Annotated in this window: 27 protein-coding genes and 1 pseudogene; 20 read left to right on the top strand and 8 right to left on the bottom strand. The window is 53.1% G+C overall.

What is annotated here, in order from left to right:
* Window positions 1–44: 44 nt before the first annotated feature.
* The 4 genes from ficA (at window position 45) to argD (ending at window position 2702) form a co-directional block, all read left to right on the top strand.
* Complete coding sequence (gene ficA, locus OGX90_RS16375; protein WP_003827708.1) at window positions 45–212, top strand: FicA/YhfG family antitoxin; 168 nt, start codon at window positions 45–47, stop codon at window positions 210–212.
* Window positions 202–804 carry a putative adenosine monophosphate-protein transferase Fic gene (locus OGX90_RS16370; protein ID WP_005121664.1) on the top strand — a complete coding sequence of 201 codons (603 nt, stop codon included), beginning with the start codon at window positions 202–204 and terminating at the stop codon, window positions 802–804. Before ficA ends, OGX90_RS16370 begins: the two co-directional genes overlap by 11 nt.
* A 31-nt stretch (window positions 805–835) precedes the next feature.
* Window positions 836–1399 (top strand): aminodeoxychorismate synthase component 2, encoded by a 564-nt coding sequence (pabA, locus tag OGX90_RS16365; protein ID WP_048236932.1) that lies wholly within the window; start codon window positions 836–838, stop codon window positions 1397–1399.
* An 85-nt stretch (window positions 1400–1484) separates the two neighbouring features.
* The gene (gene argD, locus OGX90_RS16360; protein WP_234692972.1) at window positions 1485–2702 is read left to right on the top strand and encodes a bifunctional acetylornithine/succinyldiaminopimelate transaminase; all 1218 of its coding nucleotides are present in this window, start codon (window positions 1485–1487) and stop codon (window positions 2700–2702) included.
* A gap of 90 nt (window positions 2703–2792) precedes the next feature.
* On the opposite strand, the gene OGX90_RS16355 is transcribed toward argD, so the two are convergent.
* Window positions 2793–4880: a YccS/YhfK family putative transporter gene (locus OGX90_RS16355; protein WP_286624439.1), complete on the bottom strand. Its 2088-nt coding sequence runs from the start codon at window positions 4878–4880 to the stop codon at window positions 2793–2795.
* A 51-nt stretch (window positions 4881–4931) separates the two neighbouring features.
* Entirely contained in the window at window positions 4932–5564 is a 633-nt protein-coding gene (gene crp, locus OGX90_RS16350; protein ID WP_000242758.1) for a cAMP-activated global transcriptional regulator CRP, read from the bottom strand.
* A 308-nt stretch (window positions 5565–5872) separates the two neighbouring features.
* Between crp and OGX90_RS16345 the strand changes: the two genes are divergently transcribed.
* A complete protein-coding gene (locus tag OGX90_RS16345) occupies window positions 5873–6280 on the top strand; it encodes an OsmC family protein (RefSeq protein ID WP_003827750.1) in 408 nt (135 codons plus the stop codon).
* Window positions 6281–6373: 93 nt separating this feature from the next.
* Here OGX90_RS16345 and OGX90_RS16340 read toward each other — a convergent pair whose 3' ends face one another.
* The 4 genes and pseudogenes from OGX90_RS16340 to OGX90_RS16325 all read right to left on the bottom strand — a co-directional run bounded on the left by OGX90_RS16340 (window position 6374) and on the right by OGX90_RS16325 (window position 9335).
* Window positions 6374–7243, bottom strand: a complete 870-nt coding sequence (locus OGX90_RS16340) for a phosphoribulokinase (protein ID WP_003827751.1) — start codon at window positions 7241–7243, stop codon at window positions 6374–6376.
* Between the two features lie 53 nt (window positions 7244–7296).
* Window positions 7297–7515: a YheU family protein gene (locus OGX90_RS16335; protein WP_003023615.1), complete on the bottom strand. Its 219-nt coding sequence runs from the start codon at window positions 7513–7515 to the stop codon at window positions 7297–7299.
* Window positions 7512–8580, bottom strand: a pseudogene (locus tag OGX90_RS16330) (hydrolase). The gene OGX90_RS16335 and the pseudogene OGX90_RS16330 overlap by 4 nt, the downstream one beginning before the upstream one ends.
* A 35-nt stretch (window positions 8581–8615) precedes the next feature.
* Complete coding sequence (locus OGX90_RS16325) at window positions 8616–9335, bottom strand: NUDIX domain-containing protein (RefSeq protein ID WP_008786298.1); 720 nt, start codon at window positions 9333–9335, stop codon at window positions 8616–8618.
* 190 nt (window positions 9336–9525) lie between these two features.
* Here OGX90_RS16325 and prs point away from each other — a divergent pair, with 190 nt between their 5' ends.
* Window positions 9526–10386, top strand: coding sequence for a ribose-phosphate diphosphokinase (gene prs / locus OGX90_RS16320; protein ID WP_286624308.1), 861 nt, complete (start codon window positions 9526–9528; stop codon window positions 10384–10386).
* Window positions 10387–10400: 14 nt separating this feature from the next.
* Window positions 10401–11891 (top strand): nicotinate phosphoribosyltransferase, encoded by a 1491-nt coding sequence (locus OGX90_RS16315; RefSeq protein ID WP_286624307.1) that lies wholly within the window; start codon window positions 10401–10403, stop codon window positions 11889–11891.
* Window positions 11892–11943: 52 nt separating this feature from the next.
* Here OGX90_RS16315 and OGX90_RS16310 read toward each other — a convergent pair whose 3' ends face one another.
* A complete protein-coding gene (locus OGX90_RS16310; protein WP_003827754.1) occupies window positions 11944–13845 on the bottom strand; it encodes an ABC transporter ATP-binding protein in 1902 nt (633 codons plus the stop codon).
* A gap of 132 nt (window positions 13846–13977) precedes the next feature.
* On the opposite strand from OGX90_RS16310, the gene kefG reads away from it, so the two are divergent.
* The 4 genes from kefG to slyD all read left to right on the top strand — a co-directional run bounded on the left by kefG (window position 13978) and on the right by slyD (window position 17250).
* The gene (gene kefG / locus OGX90_RS16305) at window positions 13978–14529 is read left to right on the top strand and encodes a glutathione-regulated potassium-efflux system ancillary protein KefG (RefSeq protein ID WP_003023629.1); all 552 of its coding nucleotides are present in this window, start codon (window positions 13978–13980) and stop codon (window positions 14527–14529) included.
* Window positions 14529–16334, top strand: coding sequence for a glutathione-regulated potassium-efflux system protein KefB (gene kefB, locus OGX90_RS16300; RefSeq protein ID WP_286624305.1), 1806 nt, complete (start codon window positions 14529–14531; stop codon window positions 16332–16334). Before kefG ends, kefB begins: the two co-directional genes overlap by 1 nt.
* A gap of 9 nt (window positions 16335–16343) precedes the next feature.
* Window positions 16344–16544, top strand: a complete 201-nt coding sequence (locus tag OGX90_RS16295; protein WP_003023632.1) for a YheV family putative zinc ribbon protein — start codon at window positions 16344–16346, stop codon at window positions 16542–16544.
* 94 nt (window positions 16545–16638) lie between these two features.
* Window positions 16639–17250 (top strand): peptidylprolyl isomerase, encoded by a 612-nt coding sequence (gene slyD, locus OGX90_RS16290; RefSeq protein WP_008786294.1) that lies wholly within the window; start codon window positions 16639–16641, stop codon window positions 17248–17250.
* A gap of 113 nt (window positions 17251–17363) precedes the next feature.
* Here slyD and OGX90_RS16285 read toward each other — a convergent pair whose 3' ends face one another.
* Complete coding sequence (locus OGX90_RS16285) at window positions 17364–17582, bottom strand: protein SlyX (protein WP_286624303.1); 219 nt, start codon at window positions 17580–17582, stop codon at window positions 17364–17366.
* A gap of 232 nt (window positions 17583–17814) precedes the next feature.
* Here OGX90_RS16285 and fkpA point away from each other — a divergent pair, with 232 nt between their 5' ends.
* The 9 genes from fkpA to tuf all read left to right on the top strand — a co-directional run.
* Complete coding sequence (fkpA, locus tag OGX90_RS16280; RefSeq protein WP_003827768.1) at window positions 17815–18633, top strand: FKBP-type peptidyl-prolyl cis-trans isomerase; 819 nt, start codon at window positions 17815–17817, stop codon at window positions 18631–18633.
* A 167-nt stretch (window positions 18634–18800) separates the two neighbouring features.
* Window positions 18801–19523, top strand: a complete 723-nt coding sequence (locus OGX90_RS16275; RefSeq protein ID WP_003023643.1) for a helix-turn-helix transcriptional regulator — start codon at window positions 18801–18803, stop codon at window positions 19521–19523.
* Window positions 19523–19909: a sulfurtransferase complex subunit TusD gene (gene tusD / locus OGX90_RS16270; protein WP_286624301.1), complete on the top strand. Its 387-nt coding sequence runs from the start codon at window positions 19523–19525 to the stop codon at window positions 19907–19909. The genes OGX90_RS16275 and tusD overlap by 1 nt, the downstream gene beginning before the upstream one ends.
* A complete protein-coding gene (gene tusC, locus OGX90_RS16265; protein WP_003827771.1) occupies window positions 19909–20268 on the top strand; it encodes a sulfurtransferase complex subunit TusC in 360 nt (119 codons plus the stop codon). Before tusD ends, tusC begins: the two co-directional genes overlap by 1 nt.
* A gap of 7 nt (window positions 20269–20275) precedes the next feature.
* Complete coding sequence (gene tusB / locus OGX90_RS16260) at window positions 20276–20563, top strand: sulfurtransferase complex subunit TusB (protein ID WP_008786292.1); 288 nt, start codon at window positions 20276–20278, stop codon at window positions 20561–20563.
* Between the two features lie 125 nt (window positions 20564–20688).
* Window positions 20689–21063, top strand: coding sequence for a 30S ribosomal protein S12 (gene rpsL, locus OGX90_RS16255; protein WP_003023654.1), 375 nt, complete (start codon window positions 20689–20691; stop codon window positions 21061–21063).
* A gap of 95 nt (window positions 21064–21158) precedes the next feature.
* A complete protein-coding gene (gene rpsG, locus OGX90_RS16250; protein WP_003023657.1) occupies window positions 21159–21629 on the top strand; it encodes a 30S ribosomal protein S7 in 471 nt (156 codons plus the stop codon).
* A gap of 96 nt (window positions 21630–21725) precedes the next feature.
* Window positions 21726–23840, top strand: a complete 2115-nt coding sequence (gene fusA, locus OGX90_RS16245) for an elongation factor G (protein WP_286624299.1) — start codon at window positions 21726–21728, stop codon at window positions 23838–23840.
* 69 nt (window positions 23841–23909) lie between these two features.
* Window positions 23910–25006, top strand: a 1097-nt coding sequence (tuf, locus tag OGX90_RS16240; protein ID WP_118262821.1) for an elongation factor Tu, incomplete at its 3' end; no start/stop codon positions are given.

Below are 25006 nucleotides of genomic sequence, written 5' to 3'. Positions count from 1 at the left end.
CTGCTTATACTTGTGGCAAGTGTCGGCTCATTCAGGGAGGTCACGTGAAAAAACTCACCGATAAACAAAAGTCCAGGCTGTGGGAACAACGGCGAAACGCCAATTTCCAGGCCAGCCGACGGCTGGAAGGCGTAGATATTCCACGGGTTACTCTGAGTGCTGAAGACGCCCTGGCGCGTCTTGAAGAGCTGAGGAGGCACTATGAGCGATAAATTCGGTGATGGTCGCGACCCGTATTTATATCCGGGCCTGAATGTCATGCGTAACCGTCTGGGGATTCATCAGGCGCAGCGTTTAGCGCAGGCGGCTTATGAACTGACAGCGCTGCGTGCGGCGACTATCGAATTGGGGCCGCTTAAACGGGGCTTACCGCACCTGTGCGCCATTCATCGCCAGCTGTATCGGGATATTTTTGACTGGGCGGGACACCTGCGTGAAGTCGATATTTACCAGGGCGATACTCGCTTTTGCCACTTCGCCTATATCGAGAAAGAGGGCAATGCGCTGATGCAGGACCTGGAAGATGAGTCCTGGCTGGTGGGATTACCGGAAGACAAGTTTGTCGATCGTCTTGCGCACTATTATTGCGAAATCAATGTGCTGCATCCGTTTCGCATTGGCAGTGGCCTGGCGCAGCGTATTTTCTTCGAACAGTTAGCGATTCATGCCGGGTATATGCTGAGCTGGGATGGCATTCCGGTTGAGGAGTGGAATCAGGCTAATCAGAGCGGGGCGATGGGTGACCTGTCTGCACTGCGGGCGATATTTCGTAAAGTGGTAAGCGAAGCCCCGGAAACTGAGTAGAATAGCGCGGTTCTTATGTACCGGAGCCGCCATGATCCTGCTTATTGATAACTATGATTCTTTTACCTGGAACCTGTACCAATACTTCTGCGAACTGGGTGCTGATGTCCTTGTCCGGCGCAACGACGAGCTGACGCTGGCGCAAATCGACGCGCTGAACCCGCAAAAAATCGTGATTTCCCCTGGACCATGCACGCCGGATGACGCCGGTATCTCACTGGACGTTATTCGTCATTTCGCCGGTAAGCTTCCCTTGTTGGGTGTTTGTCTTGGTCACCAGGCGATGGCGCAGGCCTTTGGCGCGAGCGTGGTTCGGGCGGCTAAAGTGATGCACGGTAAAACCTCGCCGATTACCCATACCGGGCAGGGTGTTTTTCAGGGACTCGCTAATCCATTAACGGTGACGCGCTACCACTCTCTGGTGGTTGCCCCTGAGACGCTTCCCGAGTGCTTTGAGGTGACAGCCTGGAGTGAAACGCAGGAGATTATGGGCATTCGTCACCGCGAGTGGGATATGGAAGGGGTACAGTTTCACCCGGAGAGTATTCTCAGCGAACAGGGGCATCAGCTGCTGGCTAATTTTCTCAATCGCTGATTTGTAGTTGCTATTCAGTGATTTTTTATTCATATTTTGTGATTATAATTTCACTGGCGTTTCTGCTTAACAGGGTGGTAATGACATGGCAATTGAACAAACTGCAATTACGCGCGCGACATTCGATGAAGTGATTCTGCCGATTTATGCACCGGCTGAGTTTATCCCGGTAAAAGGAAAAGGGAGTCGAGTGTGGGATCAACAGGGCAAAGAGTATGTTGATTTCGCGGGCGGCATTGCAGTGACCGCGTTAGGGCATTGCCATCCGGCATTGGTTGAGGCGTTAAAAACCCAGGGTGAAACCCTGTGGCATACCAGCAACGTTTTTACCAACGAACCGGCGTTGCGCTTAGGCCGTAAAATCATTGATGCGACCTTTGCCGAGCGCGTGCTGTTCATGAACTCCGGTACTGAAGCCAACGAAACCGCCTTTAAGCTGGCGCGCCACTATGCCTGCGTGCGTCATAGCCCGTTCAAAACCAAAATCATTGCCTTCCATAATGCGTTTCACGGCCGCTCGCTGTTTACCGTATCCGTTGGTGGGCAGCCGAAATACTCCGACGGCTTTGGGCCAAAACCGGCGGATATCATCCATGTCCCGTTTAACGATCTGCATGCGGTCAAAGCGGTGATGGACGATCACACCTGCGCGGTGGTGGTTGAGCCTATTCAGGGAGAGGGCGGCGTCACTGCGGCAACGCCGGAATTCCTGCAAGGTTTGCGTGAACTTTGTGACCAGCACCAGGCGCTGTTGGTATTTGATGAAGTGCAGAGCGGGATGGGGCGTACCGGCGATTTATTTGCCTATATGCACTACGGCGTGACGCCGGATATCCTCACCAGCGCGAAGGCGCTCGGTGGCGGCTTCCCGGTAAGTGCGGTGTTGACCACTCAGGAGATTGCCTCCGCGTTCCACGTGGGTTCGCACGGCTCCACCTACGGCGGTAACCCGCTGGCCTGCGCGGTAGCGGGGGCAGCGTTTGATATCATCAACACGCCGGACGTGCTGGGAGGCATTCAGGCCCGGCGTCAGGCGTTTGTCCAGCATTTGCACAAGATTGATCAACAGTTCGATATTTTCAGCGATATTCGCGGGATGGGGCTGCTGATTGGCGCCGAGCTGAAGCCGCAGTTTAAAGGCCGAGCGCGCGATTTCCTCTATGCCGCCGCACACGAAGGGGTGATGGTGCTGAACGCCGGGCCGGACGTGATGCGTTTCGCGCCGTCGCTGGTGGTGGAGCAGGCGGATATCGATGAAGGGATGCAGCGTTTCGCGCAGGCGGTAGCGAAGGTGGTGGGCTGATTGCCGGATGGCGGCGCGCGCGCCTTATCCGGCCTACAGGGTAAGGTGTGATTCGTTGGCCGGATAAGCGTAGCGCATCCGGCAAATCTCTTAACCCTTCATGTCCCGTAGTCGGCGGCTCAGCCAGATCCCGTGGTGCGGTCGCTGACGCCATGCTACCGACGAAATGGTATGCATGGTGTTCAGATGCCCAAGAACCCGCTGCAGATGCTGCTCAAGGGTGCTTAACGGACCATGGGACAGCATCTCTGGCGCTTCGAGAATATTCACATCTCCCGAGCTTCCCGGCCCATCATATTCCAGCCGCTGCTGACAACGCTGGAGTGCAATTTCACAGGACTCCAGATACCGCTGCGCCAAATCCGGCGTCAGCATCGTATGTTCCCTTGCCAGCGTGGTCATCGCGTTGATGTGTTCAACGATGAACTGGCTGTGCGTGACCCACAGTTTCATGTCTGCAAGGTAGTGCGAGTTAAATCCCGGCTCCTGCATTGCCTGGTTCAGCGAGTTGAACAGCGTGTTTTGCGTCTGGTTGACGCGCATGCGTTGATACGCCAGCGGCGTGGCCTGTGGATCGTTGCTGAGGATCAGACGAATGGCCTCCTGGTCGGCTTCTAACGCATCGTGGGCGTTTTTACGCAGCAGACCGCTCTGCCACTGTGGCCACAGCCAGAGCGTGCCGCCAAAGGCGATTAAGCAGCCAATGACCGTATCGACAAACCGCGGCACGATAAACTCTTCCCCGTTCAGCGTCAGCAGTTGCAGGGTGTATACCGCCGTTACCGTAAAACCGACGGTAGCCCAGCCGTAGTTTTTACGGATGATCAGATAGCTCACCAGGGTGATCAGCAGCATGGCCGCCAGCGTGAAACCTTCGGGAATATGAAAGTGCAACGTGACGCCGGCAATAACCAGTCCAACGAGCGTACCTACGGAACGGTGTAAGATGCGCACCCGGGTCGCCCCGTAGCCATTTTGCGTAACAAACAGGACTGTCATCAAAATCCAGTAAGGCTTTGGCAGGTGTAAGGCACTGCCCATCAGGCTGGCGATACTCAACATAACGCTGATGCGTCCGGCATTGCGCAGCGCTGGGGATTTCAACGACAGGTAGTTTTTCAGGGCAGGGATCAGCGGCAACCGACGCTGCTTGTCAGCCATTAAGTCACGGGCATACAGCGGGCGCTGGGTCCGTAGCACGCGGGCAATACGGCTGAAGTGCCAGTAGCAAAATTGCCCCACCGGATTGTCCGGATGCTGCCTGGCGATTTTCTCCAGCGTGCCAATCTGCTTTTCCATCGAGAAACGGGTCGGCAAGCGGTGATACAAAATATCATCGGCCAGTACCCGAAGGCGTTCGGCGACGGTTCGCGCGTTCCAGCGAATTACCTGCTCCGCGTGGCTACGCTCAACCAGTTTTTGCACTTCTTCTGGCTGGTGGAGGCTAACGGAAATATGCTCCTGTAAATCCAGCGCCTCCTGAAAGGCACGCAGCAGGCGTTTGTATTCGTTGTTGTGATGTGCCGACAGCATATGCATTTGCTGATAGCACTGGGTAATCAGATCCACCGCCTTTTGTTGGCGAACCAGCAGGGGAGGCAGCGCTTTTTCTGGGTCGGCATGCTGGGTCAGCATGCTGTACTTGGCTTCACAGTAATCGGCTAATTCACGGTACAGCAAGCTGAGCGATTCGCGGAGCGGTTGCTCGCGCCACATCCAGAACCAGAACCAGTTGAACAGGCCATACCATAACGTGCCCAGCGCGTAGATCAGCAGCGGCTCCCAGACGGGCATATTCCCGGCCAGGCTGAGCGTGAAAATCGCCGCGATAAGCGAGGCTGGCAGTAATCGCGCATGCAAGGGGCTTAGCTCGGCGGTTACGCCAAGAATGAGCGTCAGGCTGGTGAGGATCAATGGTAGCGGTATAGTTTGCGCAAGCAGTAGCTGCATGATCAAGCTGCACCCGGCAAACAGCGATGCACCAATGACTAAGCGTTTGAAAAAGCGCTTGTGCGGGGTATCAAGACCGGCAATGTTGCAGCAAGCAGGGACGAGAGAAAAGAGAAGCCCCAAATGAAGCTGACCGATGATCAGACCAACAGCCACAGGTAAACATAGCACCAGCGTTTGTCGTAGTGCGTAGTTGATCTCTGGGTGGTATATCAGTCTTCGCCACATCGGAGTAAACAAAAGTGGCGCATTACTGGGTAACGCGCCACTTCGATGGGGTTAACGCGTGCCGTAGACGACGATGGTCTTACCGTGTGCGGAGATCAGGTTCTGATCTTCCAGCATCTTCAGAATACGACCGACGGTCTCACGGGAGCAGCCAACGATCTGGCCGATTTCCTGACGGGTGATTTTAATCTGCATGCCGTCCGGGTGGGTCATCGCATCAGGCTGTTTCGCCAGATTCAGCAGAGTCTGCGCAATACGACCGGTTACGTCGAGGAAGGCAAGGTTGCCCACTTTTTCAGACGTGACCTGCAGACGACGAGCCATCTGAGAAGACAGGCGCATCAGAATATCCGGGTTAACCTGGATTAATTGGCGAAATTTTTTGTAGGAAATTTCAGCGACTTCACATGCGGTTTTGGCACGTACCCAGGCGCTACGTTCCTGACCTTCTTCGAAGAGGCCTAATTCACCAATAAAATCGCCCTGATTCAGATAAGAAAGGATCATTTCTTTCCCTTCTTCATCTTTGATCAGCACTGCCACGGAGCCTTTAACGATGTAATACAACGTTTCCGCTTTTTCACCCTGGTGAATCAGCGTGCTCTTCGATGGGTACTTATGAATATGGCAATGAGACAAGAACCATTCGAGAGTCGGGTCTGTTTGCGGTTTGCCAAGCACCATGCGCGGTTATCCTCTGTTATAAGCTGTCTCCAGAGCCAGAAAACGACGCTGCCTCTGGGTTTGCAAAAATATGCTTCCCGCTACCTGGGAAAGGGGCTGTCAAAAATATACTGCAGCCTGTAATGTGATGTCCTCTGCATACATGCAGTACGTCAATGTATTACTGTAGCATCCCGTCTGTTTTAGCATAGCTTTCGCCGTGTGTCTCCTGGTGTCTCGCTTCAGCATGACGCAGGTCGCCTTCCGTTGCGAGAATTGTTATGTGCGCGTAATCTGTCAGGAAAATTGAAACATTGGAGTTACGAAATATGCAAGCGCGTGTAAAGTGGGTTGAGGGGTTAACCTTCCTCGGTGAGTCCGCCTCTGGCCACCAAATTTTGATGGACGGTAACTCCGGTGATAAAGCGCCGAGCCCGATGGAAATGGTATTAATGGCTGCCGGCGGTTGTAGCGCAATTGATGTGGTATCGATCCTGCAAAAGGGTCGTCAGGATGTGACCAACTGCGAAGTGAAACTGACTTCAGAGCGTCGTGATGAAGCGCCGCGCCTGTTTACCCACATCAACCTGCATTTCATCGTAACGGGTAACGATCTGAAAGATGCGTCAGTCTCCCGCGCCGTCGATCTTTCAGCGGAAAAATACTGCTCCGTGGCGTTGATGCTGGAAAAGGCAGTGAATATTACCCATTCCTATGAAGTGGTTGCTGCTGCGTGATGCCATGCCTGATGGCGCTACACTTATCAGGCCTACAGGATATAAACGCGTAGGCCGGATAAGGCATCAGCCGTCATCCGGCAAAAGACCACATCACTCGATCTTCTTACCTTCCATCAGTCGCTGTACCAGCGGCAGCATAATCAATTCCATCGCCAGACCCATCTTGCCGCCAGGTACGACTAACGTATTGATATGGGAAATGAATGAGCCCTGCAGCATGGCCAGCAACCACGGGAAGTCGATCCCTTCCAGGTTACGAAAATGAATCACGACAAAGCTTTCATCCAGTGATGGAATGCTCTTAGCGGCAAAGGGGTTGGAGGTATCGACGGTCGGTACGCGCTGGAAGTTAATATGCGTCCGGGAAAACTGCGGCGTGATGTAATTGATGTAATCGTCCATTGAACGCACCACCGAGTCCATCACCGCTTCACGCGAATGTCCACGCTCGCTGGTATCGCGGGTCAACTTCTGGATCCATTCCAGGTTTACGATCGGCACCACGCCAACCAGCAGATCGACATGCCGGGCCACGTTTTGCTGTGGGGTGACGACACCGCCGTGCAGTCCTTCATAAAACAGGACATCCGTCGGTTCAGGCAGCGGCTGCCAGGGCGTGAATGTCCCCGGAACCTGGTTCCACGGTACGGCCTCATCGTAAGTGTGCAGATATTTTCGCGACTGGCCTTTGCCCGTCTGACCGTATTCGATGAAGGTTTGTTCCAGCAAGCCGAAGTCATTAGCTTCGGGGCCAAAATAGCTGATATGCCGCCCGGCATCGCGCGCTTTGCGAATCGCCATGTCCATTTCCGGACGGGTATAGCGATGAAAACTGTCACCTTCCACCTCGGCGGCGCGCAGATTTAACTGCGCGAAAATTTTACGAAACGCGAGGCTGGTGGTAGTGGTCCCCGCGCCGCTGGATCCTGTTACCGCAATCACCGGATGTTTGGCAGACATAACAACTCCATGAAATGGTTGTAATTATAGTAAAGTCGGCCGGCGGCTACGGATTACTCGTGAATCTGCTTCCTCGGCATAATGTTGACCGTTTCATGCAGTTCAGACCACACCAGCACGGCTTCACCTGATTGTAGTTGGCGTTTGACGTCGGCGACTTTTTGTTCGAGCGAGCGTTCATGTTCACCATAATCGGTGCCTTCGCGCAAGACAAAGCTTTCAATCAAATTGTCCAGCGCGTCCGGGGAGATATCTTGCCAGGGGATAATCATGATGACGTCTCCAGATACGTTGTCAGCCAGTCCGGGATTCTTGATTCCAGCCACATCTCAGGACGGCGCACCGTGCCACCTATAAATCCGACGTGGCCGCCGTGTTCAGTAAGCTGGTACTCCACCTGTGAGGGCAGATTTTCCGGTTTCGGGATCACATGATGATCCATAAACGGATCGTCTTTCGCATGGATAATCAGCGTTGGTTTGGCGATCCGATTGAGCAACGGCATGGCGCTGCACTGGCGGTAATAGTCTATAGCATCGGCGAAACCGTGAATTTTGGCGGTGATTAGATCGTCAAAATCGCGAATGCGGCGCAAAGATTTCAACTGGGCCAGACTCACCGGCAGCGAACCTGGATAAGCTTCAAGCTTCCGTGAGGCATTGGCTTTCAACAGATTGAGCAGGTAGCGCTGGTAGACCCGGGAGAAGCCCTTGTCCATATGGTAACTACAGGCTTCCAGCACGAAAGGCGCAGAAACGATAACCGCCGCATCTATCGGAATATCGTTGCCTTCTTTTGCCAGCAGGCAAGCCAGCATATTTCCACCGAGTGAATAACCTACCGCCGCGGTCGGTACGCGACCGAACTCACGCTCCAGCCAGTGTAAAAACCAGGTGCCATCTTCTGTTTCACCGGAGTGATAAATACGGTTCAGACGATTGGGTTCGCCGCTGCAACCGCGAAAATGCATTACCACACCCAGCCAGCCGCGCTTTTGTGCTGCTTCAATCAGGCCATGTGCGTAGGGGCTGTTCAGACTGCCTTCCAGACCGTGAAAAACCACCAGGCGCGGTTTGTGTTTCGCCTGTTGCGGATCTTCACTCCACGCCAGATCGACGAAATCACCGTCGGGCAATTCCAGACGCTGCCAGTGGGCGTCGAACTTCACCTTGCGGCGAATTAAACGCGGCAGCATCGTCTGCAGATGGCGGTTACTGATACCGCGCATCGGGCGGAATTCTCGCGAATCGTCGGTAGGTGGGGTCATTTCTGTGGACGTGATTTCAACCATAACACCGGAGCAATTAATAATCGGAAAGAATAACTATACCGCGCACAGCGCGTGCGGGTTAGCCAATATGTGATTTTGTCGCTAGTCAGTCAGCAGGTTACGCGAGAAAAGATGAAAATCGACGTTGGGTTTACGTCGCCAGAGGCGGGCTTTACGCGTCCCTGTCGCCACGCTTTCTCCGGTATCTTCAAACATTCCTGACGCTTCAAAGCGACGAATCAGACTTTTACGCTGGATCGACTGGCCGAGGATCACCTCAGTGGCTTCGAGCAGTTGCCCATGGGTAAATGTTTCCGGCAAGCAGTATACGGGCAGGAGCGAGTACATCGTTTTTTGCCGTAAGCGGTGTAGCGCCGCGGTAATAATTTTCTCGTGATCAAACGCGAGTGAATAGTTTTTCAGTTCATCAACCGGCACCCAACGGGCATTACTGACGCTGGCGATATGGGGCGCGCAGTCTACCCAGGCGATTAGTGCAAACCAGGTGACCGTCAGGCTCCAGCCGCGCGGGTCACGATCAGGGCCGGAAAAGGTATCCAGTTGTTCCAGCCACGAAGGCGAAACGCCTGTTTTTTCGGTGAGTTTGCGCAGCGCGGTGGCGCGGGTTGAATCATCGTTTTCGATATCAATAAAGCCGCCGGGTAATCCCCAACGCCCTTTTTGCGGCTGGTTTGCCCGCTCGACCAGTAATACGCACAGCGCCTGCTGATGCAGGGTAAATAACACGCTATCTACCGTCACCAGAGGTGAAGGGAAGCGGCTGGCATCGTACTGATTCAGGTAGTCGGCTTCGGTGGTCATAAGGTACTCACGATGATTTGTAACGCTGACAAGTGTACCAGCCCGACACCGGGGGGCAAGGTTCGTTTTTTCTCATTGCTTATCAGTGGATTAGCTCACGGCTTAAAAATAATTCATTTTATGCTTGCTTAATATGTGTCACAGAGACATTATTAATTGTGTCGAAGGGACACAATTAGGAGTGAGCGCGATGAACATAAAATTGACACTAACTTTGGACGACCAGACCTATGCCGTTGCCAGCGGTGTTTTTCCTGATGGTGCTGTCTGGTTAAAAGTCACCGATGCGTTGCCAACCTTTGCTCGCCTGATGCGCATCCGTGCCACGGCTATGTGCGATATGAACGATTTTATGCTGCTGGCGCAACTGGTTGAGGCGGTACGTCATCAGACGGATGTACTGGTCAGCCATCTCGACCTCCCCTGGCTGCCGTGGGCGCGTCAGGACAGACATATGGTATCGGGTGACAGCTTTGCGCTGAAAGTCTTCGCCAGTCAGCTCAATACGTTGAAATTTGACAAGGTCAACGTGCTCGACCCGCACAGCGATGCGGCGGCTGCTGCAATCGACAACTTCGTGGCGATCCCCCAGGAGGTCTGCCTGATGCAAAGCGCGTCATTATCGCGGCTGTTTCAGCAACACGCGCTGATGCTGGTTGCTCCCGATGCGGGATCGCTGAAGAAGATTGATGCTGTAGCCAGAGTAGCCGGTGTGGAGCAGTACGCCATCCTGAGTAAAAAACGTGATGTGGCAAGCGGCAGCCTGACGGGATTTGCGTTATTGGCCGGAGACGTCAGGGGTAGGGATCTGCTGATTGTTGACGATCTGTGTGACGCAGGCGGTACGTTTATAGGCTCTGCACAGGTGTTACGTGATGCTGGCGCCCGCAGTGTCAGCCTGTATGTCACCCACGGTATCTTTTCTAAGGGCGTTGATCACCTGTTTGCAAACGGTATTGACGCTATCTACACCACCACCTCTTTAGCTGCCCCAGCGTTGGTACATCCGCAGCTTGAGCTTATCGATATTGACGCGATTTACCGCGCCTGAGGGAGAGACTGATTATGAAAATGAACCCGATTCTGGCTATCGACGGCTACAAAGTTTCTCATCGCGTACAGTATCCGCAGGGTACCCATCGCGTGTATTCCAACTTTACCCCGCGCAGCGATCGCTTTTTCTCCTCGCCGTTGGCGGATAGCAAACTGGTATTCTTCGGCCTGCAGGGTTTTATGCAGTGGTTTTTAGTCGACCTGTTTAATGAGGCGTTCTTTGCCCGCCCGGAAGACGAGGTGGTCAGCGAATACAAACAGGTCATGGACAGCTATCTGGGCAAAGATGCGGTGGCGGTGGACCATATTCGTGCACTGCATCAGTTGGGCTATCTGCCGCTGCACATCAAGGCGCTGGATGAAGGCAGCAAAGTCCCGATGGCGGTACCGGTTTTAACTATCATCAACACCCAACCCGAGTTTTTCTGGCTGGTGAATTACCTGGAGACCGTGCTGTCGGCGGAGCTGTGGAAGGCGTCAACAAATGCCACGATAGCTCACCACTACCGCAAAATCTGCGCTCGCTGGGCAGAGCAAACCTGTAGCGACCTGACGCACCTTGACTTCCAGTGCCATGACTTTTCATTTCGCGGTATGTCCGGATTACAGGACACCATGCAGGCGGGCAGTGGGCATTTGTTAAGCTTTAAAGGGACCGACAGTATTCCATCTCTGCTGTACGCTCGCGATTACTACACCGACGGCGAGCCCTATTTTATCGGCGCCAGCATTCCGGCTACCGAACACAGCGTGATGTGTATGGGTGAGCGCGAGCATGAGATTGAAACCTTCCGCCGCCTGATTGCCGATCTCTACCCGCAAGGATTTGTATCGATAGTCTCTGATACCTGGGACTACTGGCAGGTGCTGACGGAATATACCCGCGAACTGAAGAACATCATTCTGGCGCGTGAAGGTCGGGTGGTATTCCGTCCGGATAGCGGCAACCCGGTTGAGATCCTGTGTGGTACTGGTGCAGATGAGGATACCCGCAGCGATCGTACCGCTCAGGAGAAAGGGTCCGTGGAAGTGCTGTGGGAGATTTTTGGCGGCACGATTAACGCCAAAGGTTACAAGGTGCTCGACCCGCATGTCGGACTGATTTATGGCGACTCCATCACCCTTGAGCGAGCGAATGAGATCCTGCGTCGTCTGGAAGCGAAAGGATTTGCCAGTTCAAACGTCGTGTTTGGCGTTGGTTCTTTTACTTATCAATACAACACACGTGACACCTTTGGTTTTGCGATGAAAGCGACGTGGGGAGAAGTCGACGGCAAAGGCCGGACGATTTTTAAAGAACCGAAAACTGATAATGGTCTGAAACGTTCAGCCCGTGGTCTGCTTCGCGTCACACGTGATGAGCAAGGGGAACTGCGTCTGCATGACGAACAGACCTGGGAGCAAGAGCAGGAAGGGGAGCTGAAAACTCGTTTTCTCAACGGCAAGCTGTTTAACCGCGAGCATTTCGAAGAAATCCGCCAGCGTCTGGCGACACAGGGATAATTCAACAAAAATGCCGGATGAGACGTGTTGGCGTCGGATCCGGCAATGATGACTACTCGGCCAGCATCTGCTCAAGCTGTTCCTGAGCCTCCAGCCAGGCCATTTCACACTCTTCCAGCCCGGATTTCGCACTGGCCTGCTGCTGCAAACAGGCGGTAAGTTCGGCTTTGCGACTTTGGTCGTACAGTTCGCTGTCGCCGAGTTTTTCTTCCGCCTGCGCCAGCTGTGCGTGCAGTTTCTCCATCTCTTTTTCCAGACGGGTAATCTCTTTACGCAGCGGTTGCGTCAGGGAGCGCAGTTCCGCTTCGCGGCGCTTCTGGTCTTTACGCGCCTGGGCGCTGTTAACGCTCTCTTTCGCCGGTTCGTCGCCCTGGTTTTCCTGTTTCTGGACATCGCTCAGCCACTGCTGATAATCCTCCAGATCGCCATCAAACGGCTCGACTTTCTTGTCGTGTACCAGATAGAGGTCGTCGGTGGTGGAGCGGATCAGGTGACGGTCGTGCGAGACGACAACCAGCGCGCCTTCAAAATCGATCAGCGCCTCGGTCAGCGCCTGACGCATATCCAAGTCCAGGTGGTTGGTTGGTTCATCGAGCAGCAGCAGGTTAGGGCGCTGCCAGACGATCAACGCCAGCACCAGACGCGCTTTTTCGCCACCGGAGAAGCGGCGTGTCTCTTCGCTGACTTTATCGCCCTGGAAGCCGAATCCACCCAGGTAGTCACGCAGTTTCTGCTCCAGTTCCTGCGGCGCCATGCGTGCCAGATGCTGAATGGGTGATTCATCGGCGCGTAAAAACTCCAGCTGGTGCTGCGCGAAGTAGCCCAGTTTGATGCCTTTCGCCAGGCCAATCTCACCGCTGATTGGGGCCAGTTCGCCGGCCAGCAGCTTAATCAGTGTCGATTTACCCGCGCCGTTGCGACCGAGCAGGCCGATGCGGGAACCCGGCACCAGATTCAGTTTGATCGAATCGAGAATGACGCGATCGCCGTAGCCAGCGCTAACCTTTTCCATCTTCAGCAGCGGGTTTGGCAGGCTTTCCGGCTCACGGAAGCTGAAGTGGAACGGGTTGTCCACGTGCGCTGGGGCAATCAGCTCCATACGTTCCAGCATTTTGATACGGCTCTGTGCCTGCTTCGCTTTCGTTGCTTTAGCGCGGAAACGATCGATATAGCTTTGCAGATGCGCCACGCGCTCCTGCTGGCTTTCGTACATTGCCTGTTGCTGTGCGAGGCGGGTCGCACGCTGGATTTCAAACGCACTGTAGTTGCCGGTGTACTCGAACATGGTTTGCTGTTCGATATGAATAATTTTATCCACCACCGGATCGAGGAAGTCGCGATCGTGGGAGATCAAAATCAACGTACCCTGATAGCTTTTCAGCCATCTTTCCAGCCAGATCACCGCGTCGAGATCGAGGTGGTTGGTGGGTTCATCGAGCAGCAGTAGGTCTGAACGGCAAATCAGCGCCTGGGCCAGGTTGAGACGCATACGCCAGCCACCGGAGAAGTCGCTGACCGGGCGCTCAAGCTGTTCGTTGGAGAAGCCGAGGCCATGCAGCAGGCTGGCGGCGCGTGAGCGCACGGTCCAGGCGTCGATGGCATCCAGCTTGCCATGGACGGTGGCAATGGCATGTCCATCGTTACGTTCGTTGGCGTCGTTCAACTGCGCTTCCAGTTGACGATACTCGCGGTCGCCGTCAATGACATACTCCAGCGCGGGCTGTGGCAACGCAGGCGTTTCCTGATTCACCCACGCGAGCTGCCAGTTTCCCGGATAGGTAAATCCTCCAGCGTCGGCGCTGAGTTCATTTTTCAGCAATGCCAGCAGGGTAGATTTACCGCAGCCATTTTTACCCACCAGGCCAACCTTCTGCCCAGGATTAATGGTGGCCGTGGCATTGTCCAGCAAGACGCGCACGCCGCGACGAATTTGTAACGATGAGAAAACAATCATAAGGCGCCGTATGTTCAGACTATGTTAATTTATCATTATGATAATGTAATGTGCGGGCCGTTTGCCGCACCGAGGCGCAATGGTAGCCCAAAACGTCGAAAATAGACAAAAGACAAAACCGGGAGGGGGATGATGTTCCAGCCAGCGAAAGTCTTGCTGCTGTATGCCCATCCGGAATCTCAGGACTCGGTCGCGAACCGTGTTCTGCTTAAACCGGCCATGCAGCTCAGCAATGTTACCGTGCACGACCTTTACGCGCACTATCCTGATTTTTTTATCGATATTCCGCATGAACAGGCGCTGCTGCGTGAGCATGATGTGATTGTTTTTCAGCACCCACTCTATACCTATAGCTGTCCGGCGCTGTTAAAGGAATGGCTTGATCGCGTACTGAGCCGCGGATTTGCCAGCGGCCCTGGAGGGAACCAACTGGCGGGAAAGTACTGGCGTAGCGTTATCACTACCGGAGAACCGGAAAGTGCCTACCGCTATGACGCGCTAAACCGTTATCCAATGAGCGATGTGCTGCGTCCTTTCGAGCTAACGGCCGGTATGTGCCGCATGCACTGGATGAGCCCAATTATCGTTTACTGGGCCAGACGGCAAACGAAGCAGGAGCTGGACAGCCATGCGAAAGCGTATGGTGACTGGCTGGCGAATCCGATCCCTGTGGGAGGCCGCTGATGGAAGGTTCTGATTTATTGACAGCGGGAGTGTTGTTCCTCTTCGCGGCGGTGGCTGCAGTTCCCCTGGCCTCAAAGCTGGGTATCGGTCCGGTGCTGGGTTACTTGCTGGCGGGTATTGCTATCGGCCCGTGGGGATTAGGATTCATCAGCGATGTGGATGAAATTCTGCACTTTTCCGAGCTGGGCGTAGTCTTTCTTATGTTCATCATTGGGCTGGAACTTAATCCCGCCAAACTGTGGCAACTGCGGCGTTCAATTTTTGGCGTCGGTGCCGCGCAGGTGATGCTGAGCGCGGTGGTGCTGGCCGGATTATTGATGCTCACTGCGTTCTCCTGGCAGGCGGCAGTGGTTGGCGGCATTGGTCTGGCGATGTCATCGACCGCTATGGCGCTACAGTTAATGCGCGAAAAAGGCATGAACCGCAGTGAATCCGGACAACTGGGTTTTTCGGTACTGCTGTTTCAGGATCTGGCGGTGATCCCCGCGCTGGCGCTGGTTCCGCTGCTGGCGGGTTCTGCTGACGAACATTTTGACTGGATCAAAGTGGGAATGAAGGTGCTGGCCTTTGCCGGCATGCTGATTGGCGGTCGCTATTTGCTGCGTCCGGTTTTCCGCTTTATTGCGGATTCTGGCGTGCGGGAAGTGTTCACCGCTGCCACGCTGCTGTTGGTGCTGGGGTCTGCTCTATTTATGGATGCGCTGGGGCTGTCAATGGCGCTGGGAACGTTTATTGCGGGCGTGCTGCTGGCGGAAAGCGAGTATCGACATGAGCTGGAAACGGCAATCGATCCGTTTAAAGGCCTGTTGCTCGGGCTGTTTTTTATCTCCGTTGGCATGTCGCTCAACCTCGGCGTGCTCTACACCCATATTCTGTGGGTGGCAGCGAGCGTGATAGTGCTGGTGGTCGTAAAAATGCTGGTGTTGTATGCGCTGGCGCGTCTTAACGGCATGAGAAGCTCTGAACGGATGCAATTTGCCGGGGTTTTAAGTCAGGGTGGTGAATTCGCTTTCGTGCTGTTTTCAACGGCATCCTCGCAACGGCTGTTTCAGGGCGACCAAATGGCGTTGTTGCTGGTGACCGTCACGCTGTCGATGATGACCACGCCGCTGGTGATGAAGTTGATTGATAAATGGCTCTCCCGCCAGTTTAACGGCACGGATGAGGAAGATGAAAAACCCTGGGTGGAAGATGATAAACCGCAGGTGATTGTGGTGGGGTTTGGGCGTTTTGGTCAGGTTATTGGTCGCCTGTTGATGGCCAATAAAATGCGCATTACCGTTTTGGAGCGGGATATCAGCGCGGTGAATCTGATGCGTAAATATGGCTATAAGGTTTATTACGGTGATGCCACGCAGGTGGAACTGTTGCGCTCCGCAGGGGCAGAGGCGGCGCAATCTATTGTTATTACCTGTAATGAGCCTGAAGACACCATGAAACTGGTGGAACTGTGCCAACAGTATTTTCCGCATTTGCATATTCTTGCGCGAGCGCGCGGACGTGTAGAAGCGCATGAGTTATTACAGGCTGGTGTGACGCAGTTTTCCCGCGAAACGTTCTCCAGTGCGCTGGAGTTGGGGCGTAAGACTCTGGTTACACTGGGAATGCATCCGCACCAGGCTCAGCGCGCTCAGCTGCATTTTCGGCGGCTGGATATGCGCATGCTGCGGGAACTGATCCCCATGCATACAGATACGGTACAAATTTCTCGAGCCAGGGAAGCCCGGCGCGAGCTGGAGGAAATTTTCCAACGAGAGATGCAGCAAGAGCGACGTCAGCTGGATGGCTGGGATGAATTTGAGTAGAGGATAACCATGGCAATTCGTAAACGTTTTATCGCAGGTGCAAAATGTCCGTCCTGCCAGTCGCAGGATACGCTGGCGATGTGGCGCGAAAATAATATCGATATTGTTGAGTGTGTTAAGTGCGGTCATCAGATGCGGGAAGCAGATAAAGAGGCGCGCGAGCACGTTCGCAAAGAAGAGCAAGTGATCGGGATTTTTCATCCGGACTAGCGATATGGCGCAGCTTTTTTTAAGCTAGAGGGTACACGGGTGCAGAATTCCGCTACAATCTGCGCCACTATTCTTTCCATGCTCAGGAGATATCATGAAAGTAGCAAAGGACCTGGTGGTCAGCCTGGCCTATCAGGTACGTACAGAAGACGGTGTGTTGGTTGATGAGTCTCCGGTGAGTGCACCGCTGGACTACCTGCATGGTCACGGTTCCCTGATTTCTGGCCTGGAAACAGCGCTGGACGGTCATGAAGTTGGCGACAAATTCGATGTTGCTGTTGGCGCAAACGACGCATACGGTCAGTACGACGAAAACCTGGTGCAGCGCGTTCCTAAAGACGTCTTCATGGGCGTTGACGAACTGCAGGTTGGCATGCGTTTCCTGGCTGAAACTGACCAGGGTCCAGTACCGGTAGAAATTACCGAAGTGGAAGACGACCACGTTGTGGTTGACGGTAACCACATGCTGGCTGGCCAGAATCTGAAATTCAACGTAGAAGTTGTTGCTATCCGCGAAGCGACCGAAGAAGAACTGGCTCACGGCCACGTTCACGGTGCGCACGGTCACGACCACGATCATGACCACGGTCATGACGGTTGCTGCGGTGGTCACGGCCACGGTCACGACCATGGTCACGAGCACGGTGGCGAAGGCTGCTGCGGCGGTGGCGGTAAAGGTAACGGCGGCGGCTGCGGTTGCCACTGATCGGTATGATTGCCTGATGGCGCTACGCTTATCAGGCCTACCGTAGGCCGGATAAGACGTTTACGTCGTCATCCGGCACAAAAAAGCGGGGATATCCCCGCTTTTTTTACGTCTCAATAATGTGGCGGCGGGGTCTCTTCAGACTGCGACGCAATGTGGGACGGCTGCGTTGCTTTGAGCTTTTCCGTCAGCAGACGCAGATGGTCGCGCAGTTTGGCCATTTCCAGTTCATGCGCGGTCACCGTCACGTTGAGCTCTTCAATGGTGAGCTCCTGAAATGCCAGGCGACTTTCCAGTTCAGCCAGGCGAGTTTCCATTGTTGTATCCTGCATGATTCACCTCTTTCTTTTTTCTCCGGCAGATCGCGGACTGCGGCGAATTCTACTTAACTTTGCTTGTTTGCACAGCACTCAATCTTCGGTAACGAAACTAATTTAAACAAAAAGAGTCTGAAAAGTGGTGATAATAGGGCGTGCCTGTATGTTGATTTGTTCTGCAACGCTTTATAGTACATTTTTATGTTAGCTAACCCTGGGGTGAGATGCCCCGGCCCTGGAGATATGGATGAAATCACTGTTTAAAGTAACGCTGCTGGCGACCACAATGGCTGTTGCTCTGCATGCCCCGATCACCTTCGCTGCTGATGCTGCGAAACCAGCCGCTACTGCTGACAGCAAAGCAGCATTCAAGAATGACGACCAAAAAGCCGCTTACGCGCTGGGCGCGTCCCTGGGTCGTTATATGGAAAACTCTCTGAAAGAGCAGGAAAAACTGGGCATCAAACTGGATAAAGATCAGCTGATCGCTGGTGTTCAGGATGCGTTTGCAGACAAGAGCAAACTGTCTGACCAGGAAATCGAACAAACTCTGCAGGCGTTTGAAGCGCGCGTGAAGAGCTCCGCTCAGGCGAAAATGGAAAAAGACGCGGCTGACAACGAAGCCAAAGGTAAAGTTTACCGCGAGAAATTTGCTAAAGAGAAAGGCGTTAAAACCTCTTCTACTGGCCTGGTCTACAAAGTAGAGAAAGAAGGTACTGGCGCTGCACCGAAAGACAGCGATACCGTGGTAGTTAACTACAAAGGTACGCTGATCGATGGTAAAGAGTTTGATAACTCCTACACCCGTGGTGAGCCGCTGTCTTTCCGTCTTGACGGTGTCATCCCTGGCTGGACTGAAGGCCTGAAAAACATCAAGAAAGGCGGCAAAATCCAGCTGGTTATCCCACCGGATCTGGCTTACGGTAAAACGGGCGTCCCGGGTATTCCGGCCAACTCTACGCTGGTCTTTGATGTTGAACTGTTAGACATCAAACCGGCACCGAAAGCTGACGCGCAGCCAGATGCTGCACCGGCAGATAAAGCTGCCGACAGCAGCAAAAAATAAGCTAACAGAAACCGCCGCCCACAGGGCGGCGGTTTTTTATTATCGACAGGATATAATTAATACTGGAAAGCGCCTTGTGCGCTGTATTACTTTAGATGCCCCTATAATAGTGATGAGCCTGCCCTGACAACATAACGACAGGCTCCTGAAAAGGAGTGCTTTTTTTCATGTCCAGGTCGCTTTTAACCAACGAAACCAGTGAGCTAGATTTGCTGGATCAACGTCCTTTCGATCAAACCGACTTCGATATCCTCAAATCCTACGAAGCGGTAGTGGACGGGTTGGCGATGCTCATTGGTTCCCATTGTGAAATCGTATTGCACTCTTTGCAGGATTTGAAATGCTCGGCCATCCGCATTGCTAACGGTGAACACACGGGCCGTAAAATTGGCTCACCGATTACTGACCTTGCGTTGCGTATGCTGCATGATATGACGGGTGCGGATAGCAGCGTGTCGAAGTGTTACTTCACACGTGCGAAAAGCGGTGTCTTGATGAAGTCGGTGACGATTGCCATTCGCAACCGTGAGCATCGCGTGATTGGTCTGCTGTGCATCAACATGAACCTTGATGTTCCTTTCTCGCAGATAATGAATACCTTTATCCCACCGGAAACCCCGGAAGTGGGCTCTGCCGTCAACTTCGCTTCTTCGGTGGAAGATCTGGTTACCCAGACGCTGGAATTCACGATCGAAGAAGTGAATGCCGATCGCAATGTTTCCAACAACGCGAAGAACCGCCAGATCGTCCTGAATTTATATGAGAAAGGCATCTTCGATATTAAAGATGCCATCAATCAGGTCGCCGATCGGCTGAACATCTCCAAACATACGGTCTACCTCTATATTCGTCAGTTCAAAAGCGGCGATTTCCAGGGGCAAGACAAGTAATGCGTTTTGCCATCATGGTGACAGGGCCTGCTTATGGCACGCAGCAGGCGAGCAGCGCGTTGCAATTTGCTCATGCGCTTCTCGAAGAAGGGCATGAGTTATGCAGCGTCTTTTTCTATCGAGAAGGTGTATATAACGCCAACTTACTGACTTCACCCGCCAGTGATGAATATGATCTGGTGCGGGCCTGGCAACAGCTGAACCAACAGCATGGTGTAACTCTGAATATCTGCGTGGCGGCGGCGTTGCGTCGCGGCGTTGTTGATGAAGCTGAGGCAAAGCGGCTGGGACTGGCAGGGGCTAATTTACAATCAGGTTTTAACCTCAGCGGGCTTGGATCGCTGGCTGAGGCATCCCTGACCTGCGATCGCGTGGTGCAGTTCTGATGAAACGTGTTGCTTTTGTCTTTTCTACCGTGCCGCATGGCAGCGCATCTGGCCGTGAAGGATTAGATGCATTGCTGGCGACATCTGCATTAACGGAAGACCTCGGCGTGTTTTTTATCGGCGATGGCGTCTTTCAAATCCTCCAGGGACAACAACCGGATGCCGTGCTGGCGCGAGACTATATCGCAACCTTCAAGCTGTTAGGGTTGTACGATATCGATCAATGTTGGCTGTGCGCCGCTTCATTACGCGAGCGGGGCCTTCAGCAGGGGGTTAATTTTGTGGTCGATGCGACAGCGCTTGAACCGGAAGATTTACGCCGTGAGTTAGGCAACTTTGACGTCATTTTAAGGTTTTGAGACTCTCATGCTGCACACACTACATCGCTCCGCGTGGCTTACCGATTTCTCCTCTCTTCTTCGCCTGGTAGATAAAGACGATGAGCTTTTATTGCTCCAGGATGGTGTGACGGCGGCAATCGAAGGCAGCCGTTTCCTTGAAAGTCTGCAAAATGCCTCCATTAAGGTCTATGTACTGGAAGAAGACATTAAGGCTCGCGGTTTGAGTGGTCAAATTTCAGACAGTGTCGTCAGGGTTAGCTATACTGACTTCGTCAGACTTACGGTGAAGCATCCCAGCCAGATGTCCTGGTAATTGTGGGATCGTTGTATATTTCTTGACACCTTTTCGACACCGACCTAAAATTCTGCGTCCTCATATTGTATGAGGTCGTTTTATTACGTGTTTACGAAGCAAAAGCTAAAACCAGGAGCTATTTAATGGCAACAGTTAACCAGCTGGTACGCAAACCACGTGCACGCAAAGTTGCAAAAAGCAACGTGCCTGCGCTGGAAGCATGCCCGCAGAAACGTGGCGTATGTACTCGTGTATATACTACCACTCCTAAAAAACCGAACTCCGCACTGCGTAAAGTTTGCCGTGTTCGTCTGACTAACGGTTTTGAAGTGACTTCCTACATCGGTGGTGAAGGTCACAACCTGCAGGAGCACTCCGTGATCCTGATCCGTGGCGGTCGTGTAAAAGACCTCCCGGGTGTTCGTTACCACACCGTTCGTGGTGCGCTTGACTGCTCCGGCGTTAAAGACCGTAAGCAATCACGCTCCAAGTATGGCGTGAAACGTCCTAAGGCTTAATGGTTCTCCGTTAAGTAAGGCCAAACGTTTTATATTAATGTCAAACTAAACTCTTAGAGTTTTGGACAATCCTGAATTAACAACGGAGTATTTCCATGCCACGTCGTCGCGTCATTGGTCAGCGTAAAATTCTGCCGGATCCGAAGTTCGGATCAGAACTGCTGGCTAAATTTGTAAATATCCTGATGGTAGATGGTAAAAAATCTACTGCCGAAACTATCGTATACAGCGCGCTGGAGACCCTGGCTCAGCGTTCTGGTAAAAACGAACTGGAAGCTTTCGAAGTAGCTCTCGAAAACGTGCGCCCGACTGTCGAAGTTAAGTCTCGCCGCGTTGGTGGTTCTACTTATCAGGTACCAGTTGAAGTCCGTCCGGTCCGTCGTAATGCCCTGGCAATGCGTTGGATCGTTGAAGCTGCTCGTAAACGCGGTGATAAATCCATGGCTCTGCGCCTGGCGAACGAACTTTCTGATGCTGCAGAAAACAAAGGTACTGCAGTTAAGAAACGTGAAGACGTTCACCGTATGGCAGAAGCCAACAAGGCGTTCGCACACTACCGTTGGTAATCCCTTCGGAGTTTTAGTCACCAGGCGGGCGCTTCTAGTAAGCAGCCCGCTTTGGGCTACTTAAATTGAACGCCTAAAAGATAAACGAGGAATCAAATGGCTCGTACAACACCCATCGCGCGCTACCGTAACATCGGTATCAGTGCGCACATCGACGCCGGTAAAACCACTACTACCGAACGTATTCTGTTCTACACCGGTGTAAACCATAAAATCGGTGAAGTTCATGACGGCGCAGCCACCATGGACTGGATGGAGCAGGAGCAGGAACGTGGTATTACTATCACCTCCGCAGCGACTACTGCATTCTGGTCTGGTATGGCTAAGCAGTATGAACCGCATCGCGTAAACATCATCGACACCCCGGGGCACGTTGACTTCACTATCGAAGTAGAACGTTCCATGCGTGTGCTTGATGGTGCAGTAATGGTTTACTGCGCAGTTGGTGGTGTTCAGCCTCAGTCTGAAACCGTATGGCGTCAGGCAAACAAATATAAAGTTCCGCGCATTGCGTTCGTTAACAAAATGGACCGTATGGGTGCGAACTTCCTGAAAGTTGTTGGTCAGATCAAAACCTGTCTGGGCGCGAACCCTGTTCCGCTGCAGCTGGCAATTGGCGCTGAAGAAGCGTTCACCGGTGTTGTTGACCTGGTGAAAATGAAAGCCATCAACTGGAACGAAGAAGATGCAGGCGTAACCTTCACTTATGAAGATATCCCGGCTGACATGCAGGAACTGGCTGAAGAATGGCACCAGAACCTGATCGAGTCCGCTGCAGAAGCTTCAGAAGAGCTGATGGAGAAATACCTGGGTGGTGAAGAACTGACTGAAGAAGAGATCAAAAAAGCTCTGCGTCAGCGCGTTCTGAACAACGAAATCATCCTGGTAACCTGTGGTTCTGCGTTCAAGAACAAAGGTGTTCAGGCGATGCTGGATGCGGTAATTGATTACCTGCCATCCCCAGTAGACGTACCTGCGATCAACGGTATTCTGGACGACGGTAAAGATACTCCTGCTGAGCGTCATGCTAGCGATGACGAGCCGTTTGCTGCTCTGGCATTCAAAATCGCTACTGACCCGTTCGTGGGTAACCTGACCTTCTTCCGCGTGTACTCTGGTGTGGTTAACTCCGGTGACACCATCCTGAACTCCGTGAAAACTGCACGTGAACGTTTCGGCCGTATCGTACAGATGCACGCTAACAAACGTGAAGAGATCAAAGAAGTTCGCGCGGGCGATATCGCTGCTGCAATCGGTCTGAAAGACGTGACCACTGGTGACACTCTGTGTGACCCGGATCACCCGATCATTCTGGAACGTATGGAATTCCCTGAGCCGGTAATTTCCATCGCGGTAGAACCGAAAACCAAAGCTGACCAGGAAAAAATGGGTCTGGCTCTGGGCCGTCTGGCTAAAGAAGACCCGTCATTCCGCGTATGGACTGACGAAGAATCTAACCAGACCATTATCGCTGGTATGGGTGAGCTGCACCTCGACATCATCGTTGACCGTATGAAGCGTGAATTCAACGTTGAAGCGAACGTCGGTAAACCTCAGGTTGCTTACCGTGAAGCGATTCGCGCGAAAGTTACCGATATCGAAGGTAAACACGCTAAGCAGTCTGGTGGTCGCGGTCAGTACGGTCATGTTGTTATCGACATGTACCCGCTGGAGCCGGGTTCAAACCCGAAAGGCTACGAGTTCATCAACGACATCAAAGGTGGTGTAATTCCTGGCGAATACATCCCGGCCGTTGATAAAGGCATCCAGGAACAGCTGAAATCTGGCCCGCTGGCTGGTTACCCGGTTGTTGATCTGGGCGTGCGTCTGCACTTCGGTTCTTACCATGACGTTGACTCCTCTGAGCTGGCGTTTAAACTGGCCGCTTCTATCGCCTTCAAAGATGGCTTTAAGAAAGCGAAACCAGTTCTGCTTGAGCCTATCATGAAGGTTGAAGTAGAGACTCCGGAAGAGAACACCGGTGACGTAATCGGTGACTTGAGCCGCCGTCGTGGTATGCTTCGTGGTCAGGAATCCAACGTCACTGGCGTTGTTATCCATGCTGAAGTTCCGCTGTCTGAAATGTTCGGATATGCAACCCAGCTGCGTTCTCTGACCAAAGGCCGTGCTTCTTACTCCATGGAGTTCCTGAAGTACGACGATGCGCCGAACAACGTTGCTCAGGCCGTTATTGAAGCCCGTGGTAAATAATCCACAGGATTAAAACCTAAGTCCCGTGCTCTCTCCATAGGGGAGAGCACTATAGTAAGGAATATAGCCGTGTCTAAAGAAAAATTTGAACGTACAAAACCGCACGTTAACGTCGGCACCATCGGCCACGTTGACCACGGTAAAACTACCCTGACCGCTGCAATCACTACCGTACTGGCTAAAACCTACGGCGGTGCTGCTCGTGCATTCGACCAGATCGATAACGCGCCGGAAGAAAAAGCTCGTGGTATCACCATCAACACTTCTCACGTTGAATACGACACCCCGACTCGCCACTACGCACACGTAGACTGCCCGGGCCACGCCGACTATGTTAAAAACATGATCACCGGTGCTGCGCAGATGGACGGCGCGATCCTGGTTGTTGCTGCGACTGACGGCCCGATGCCGCAGACTCGTGAGCACATCCTGCTGGGTCGTCAGGTAGGCGTTCCGTACATCATCGTGTTCCTGAACAAATGCGACATGGTTGATGACGAAGAGCTGCTGGAACTGGTAGAAATGGAAGTTCGTGAACTTCTGTCTCAGTACGATTTCCCGGGCGACGACACTCCGATCGTTCGTGGTTCTGCTCTGAAAGCGCTGGAAGGCGAAGCAGAGTGGGAAGCGAAAATCATCGAACTGGCTGGCTTCCTGGATTCTTACATCCCAGAACCAGAGCGTGCGATTGACAAGCCGTTCCTGCTGCCTATCGAAGACGTATTCTCCATCTCCGGTCGTGGTACCGTTGTTACCGGTCGTGTAGAGCGCGGTATCATCAAAGTTGGTGAAGAAGTTGAAATCGTTGGTATCAAAGAGACTGCTAAGTCTACCTGTACTGGCGTTGAAATGTTCCGCAAACTGCTGGACGAAGGCCGTGCTGGTGAGAACGTTGGTGTTCTGCTGCGTGGTATCAAACGTGAAGAAATCGAACGTGGTCAGGTACTGGCTAAGCCGGGCTCTATCAAGCCGCACACCAAGTTCGAATCTGAAGTGTACATTCTGTCCAAAGACGAAGGCGGCCGTCATACTCCGTTCTTCAAAGGCTACCGTCCGCAGTTCTACTTCCGTACTACTGACGTGACTGGTACCATCGAACTGCCAGAAGGCGTAGAGATGGTAATGCCGGGCGACAACATCAAAATGGTTGTTACCCTGATCCACCC

The sequence above is a fragment of the Citrobacter sp. Cpo012 genome, assembly GCF_030333015.1.
GTDB classification, from domain to species: domain Bacteria; phylum Pseudomonadota; class Gammaproteobacteria; order Enterobacterales; family Enterobacteriaceae; genus Citrobacter; species Citrobacter portucalensis.
The sequence above is the reverse complement of the archived record's forward strand: the minus strand, read 5'-3'. Positions and strand labels throughout refer to the sequence as shown.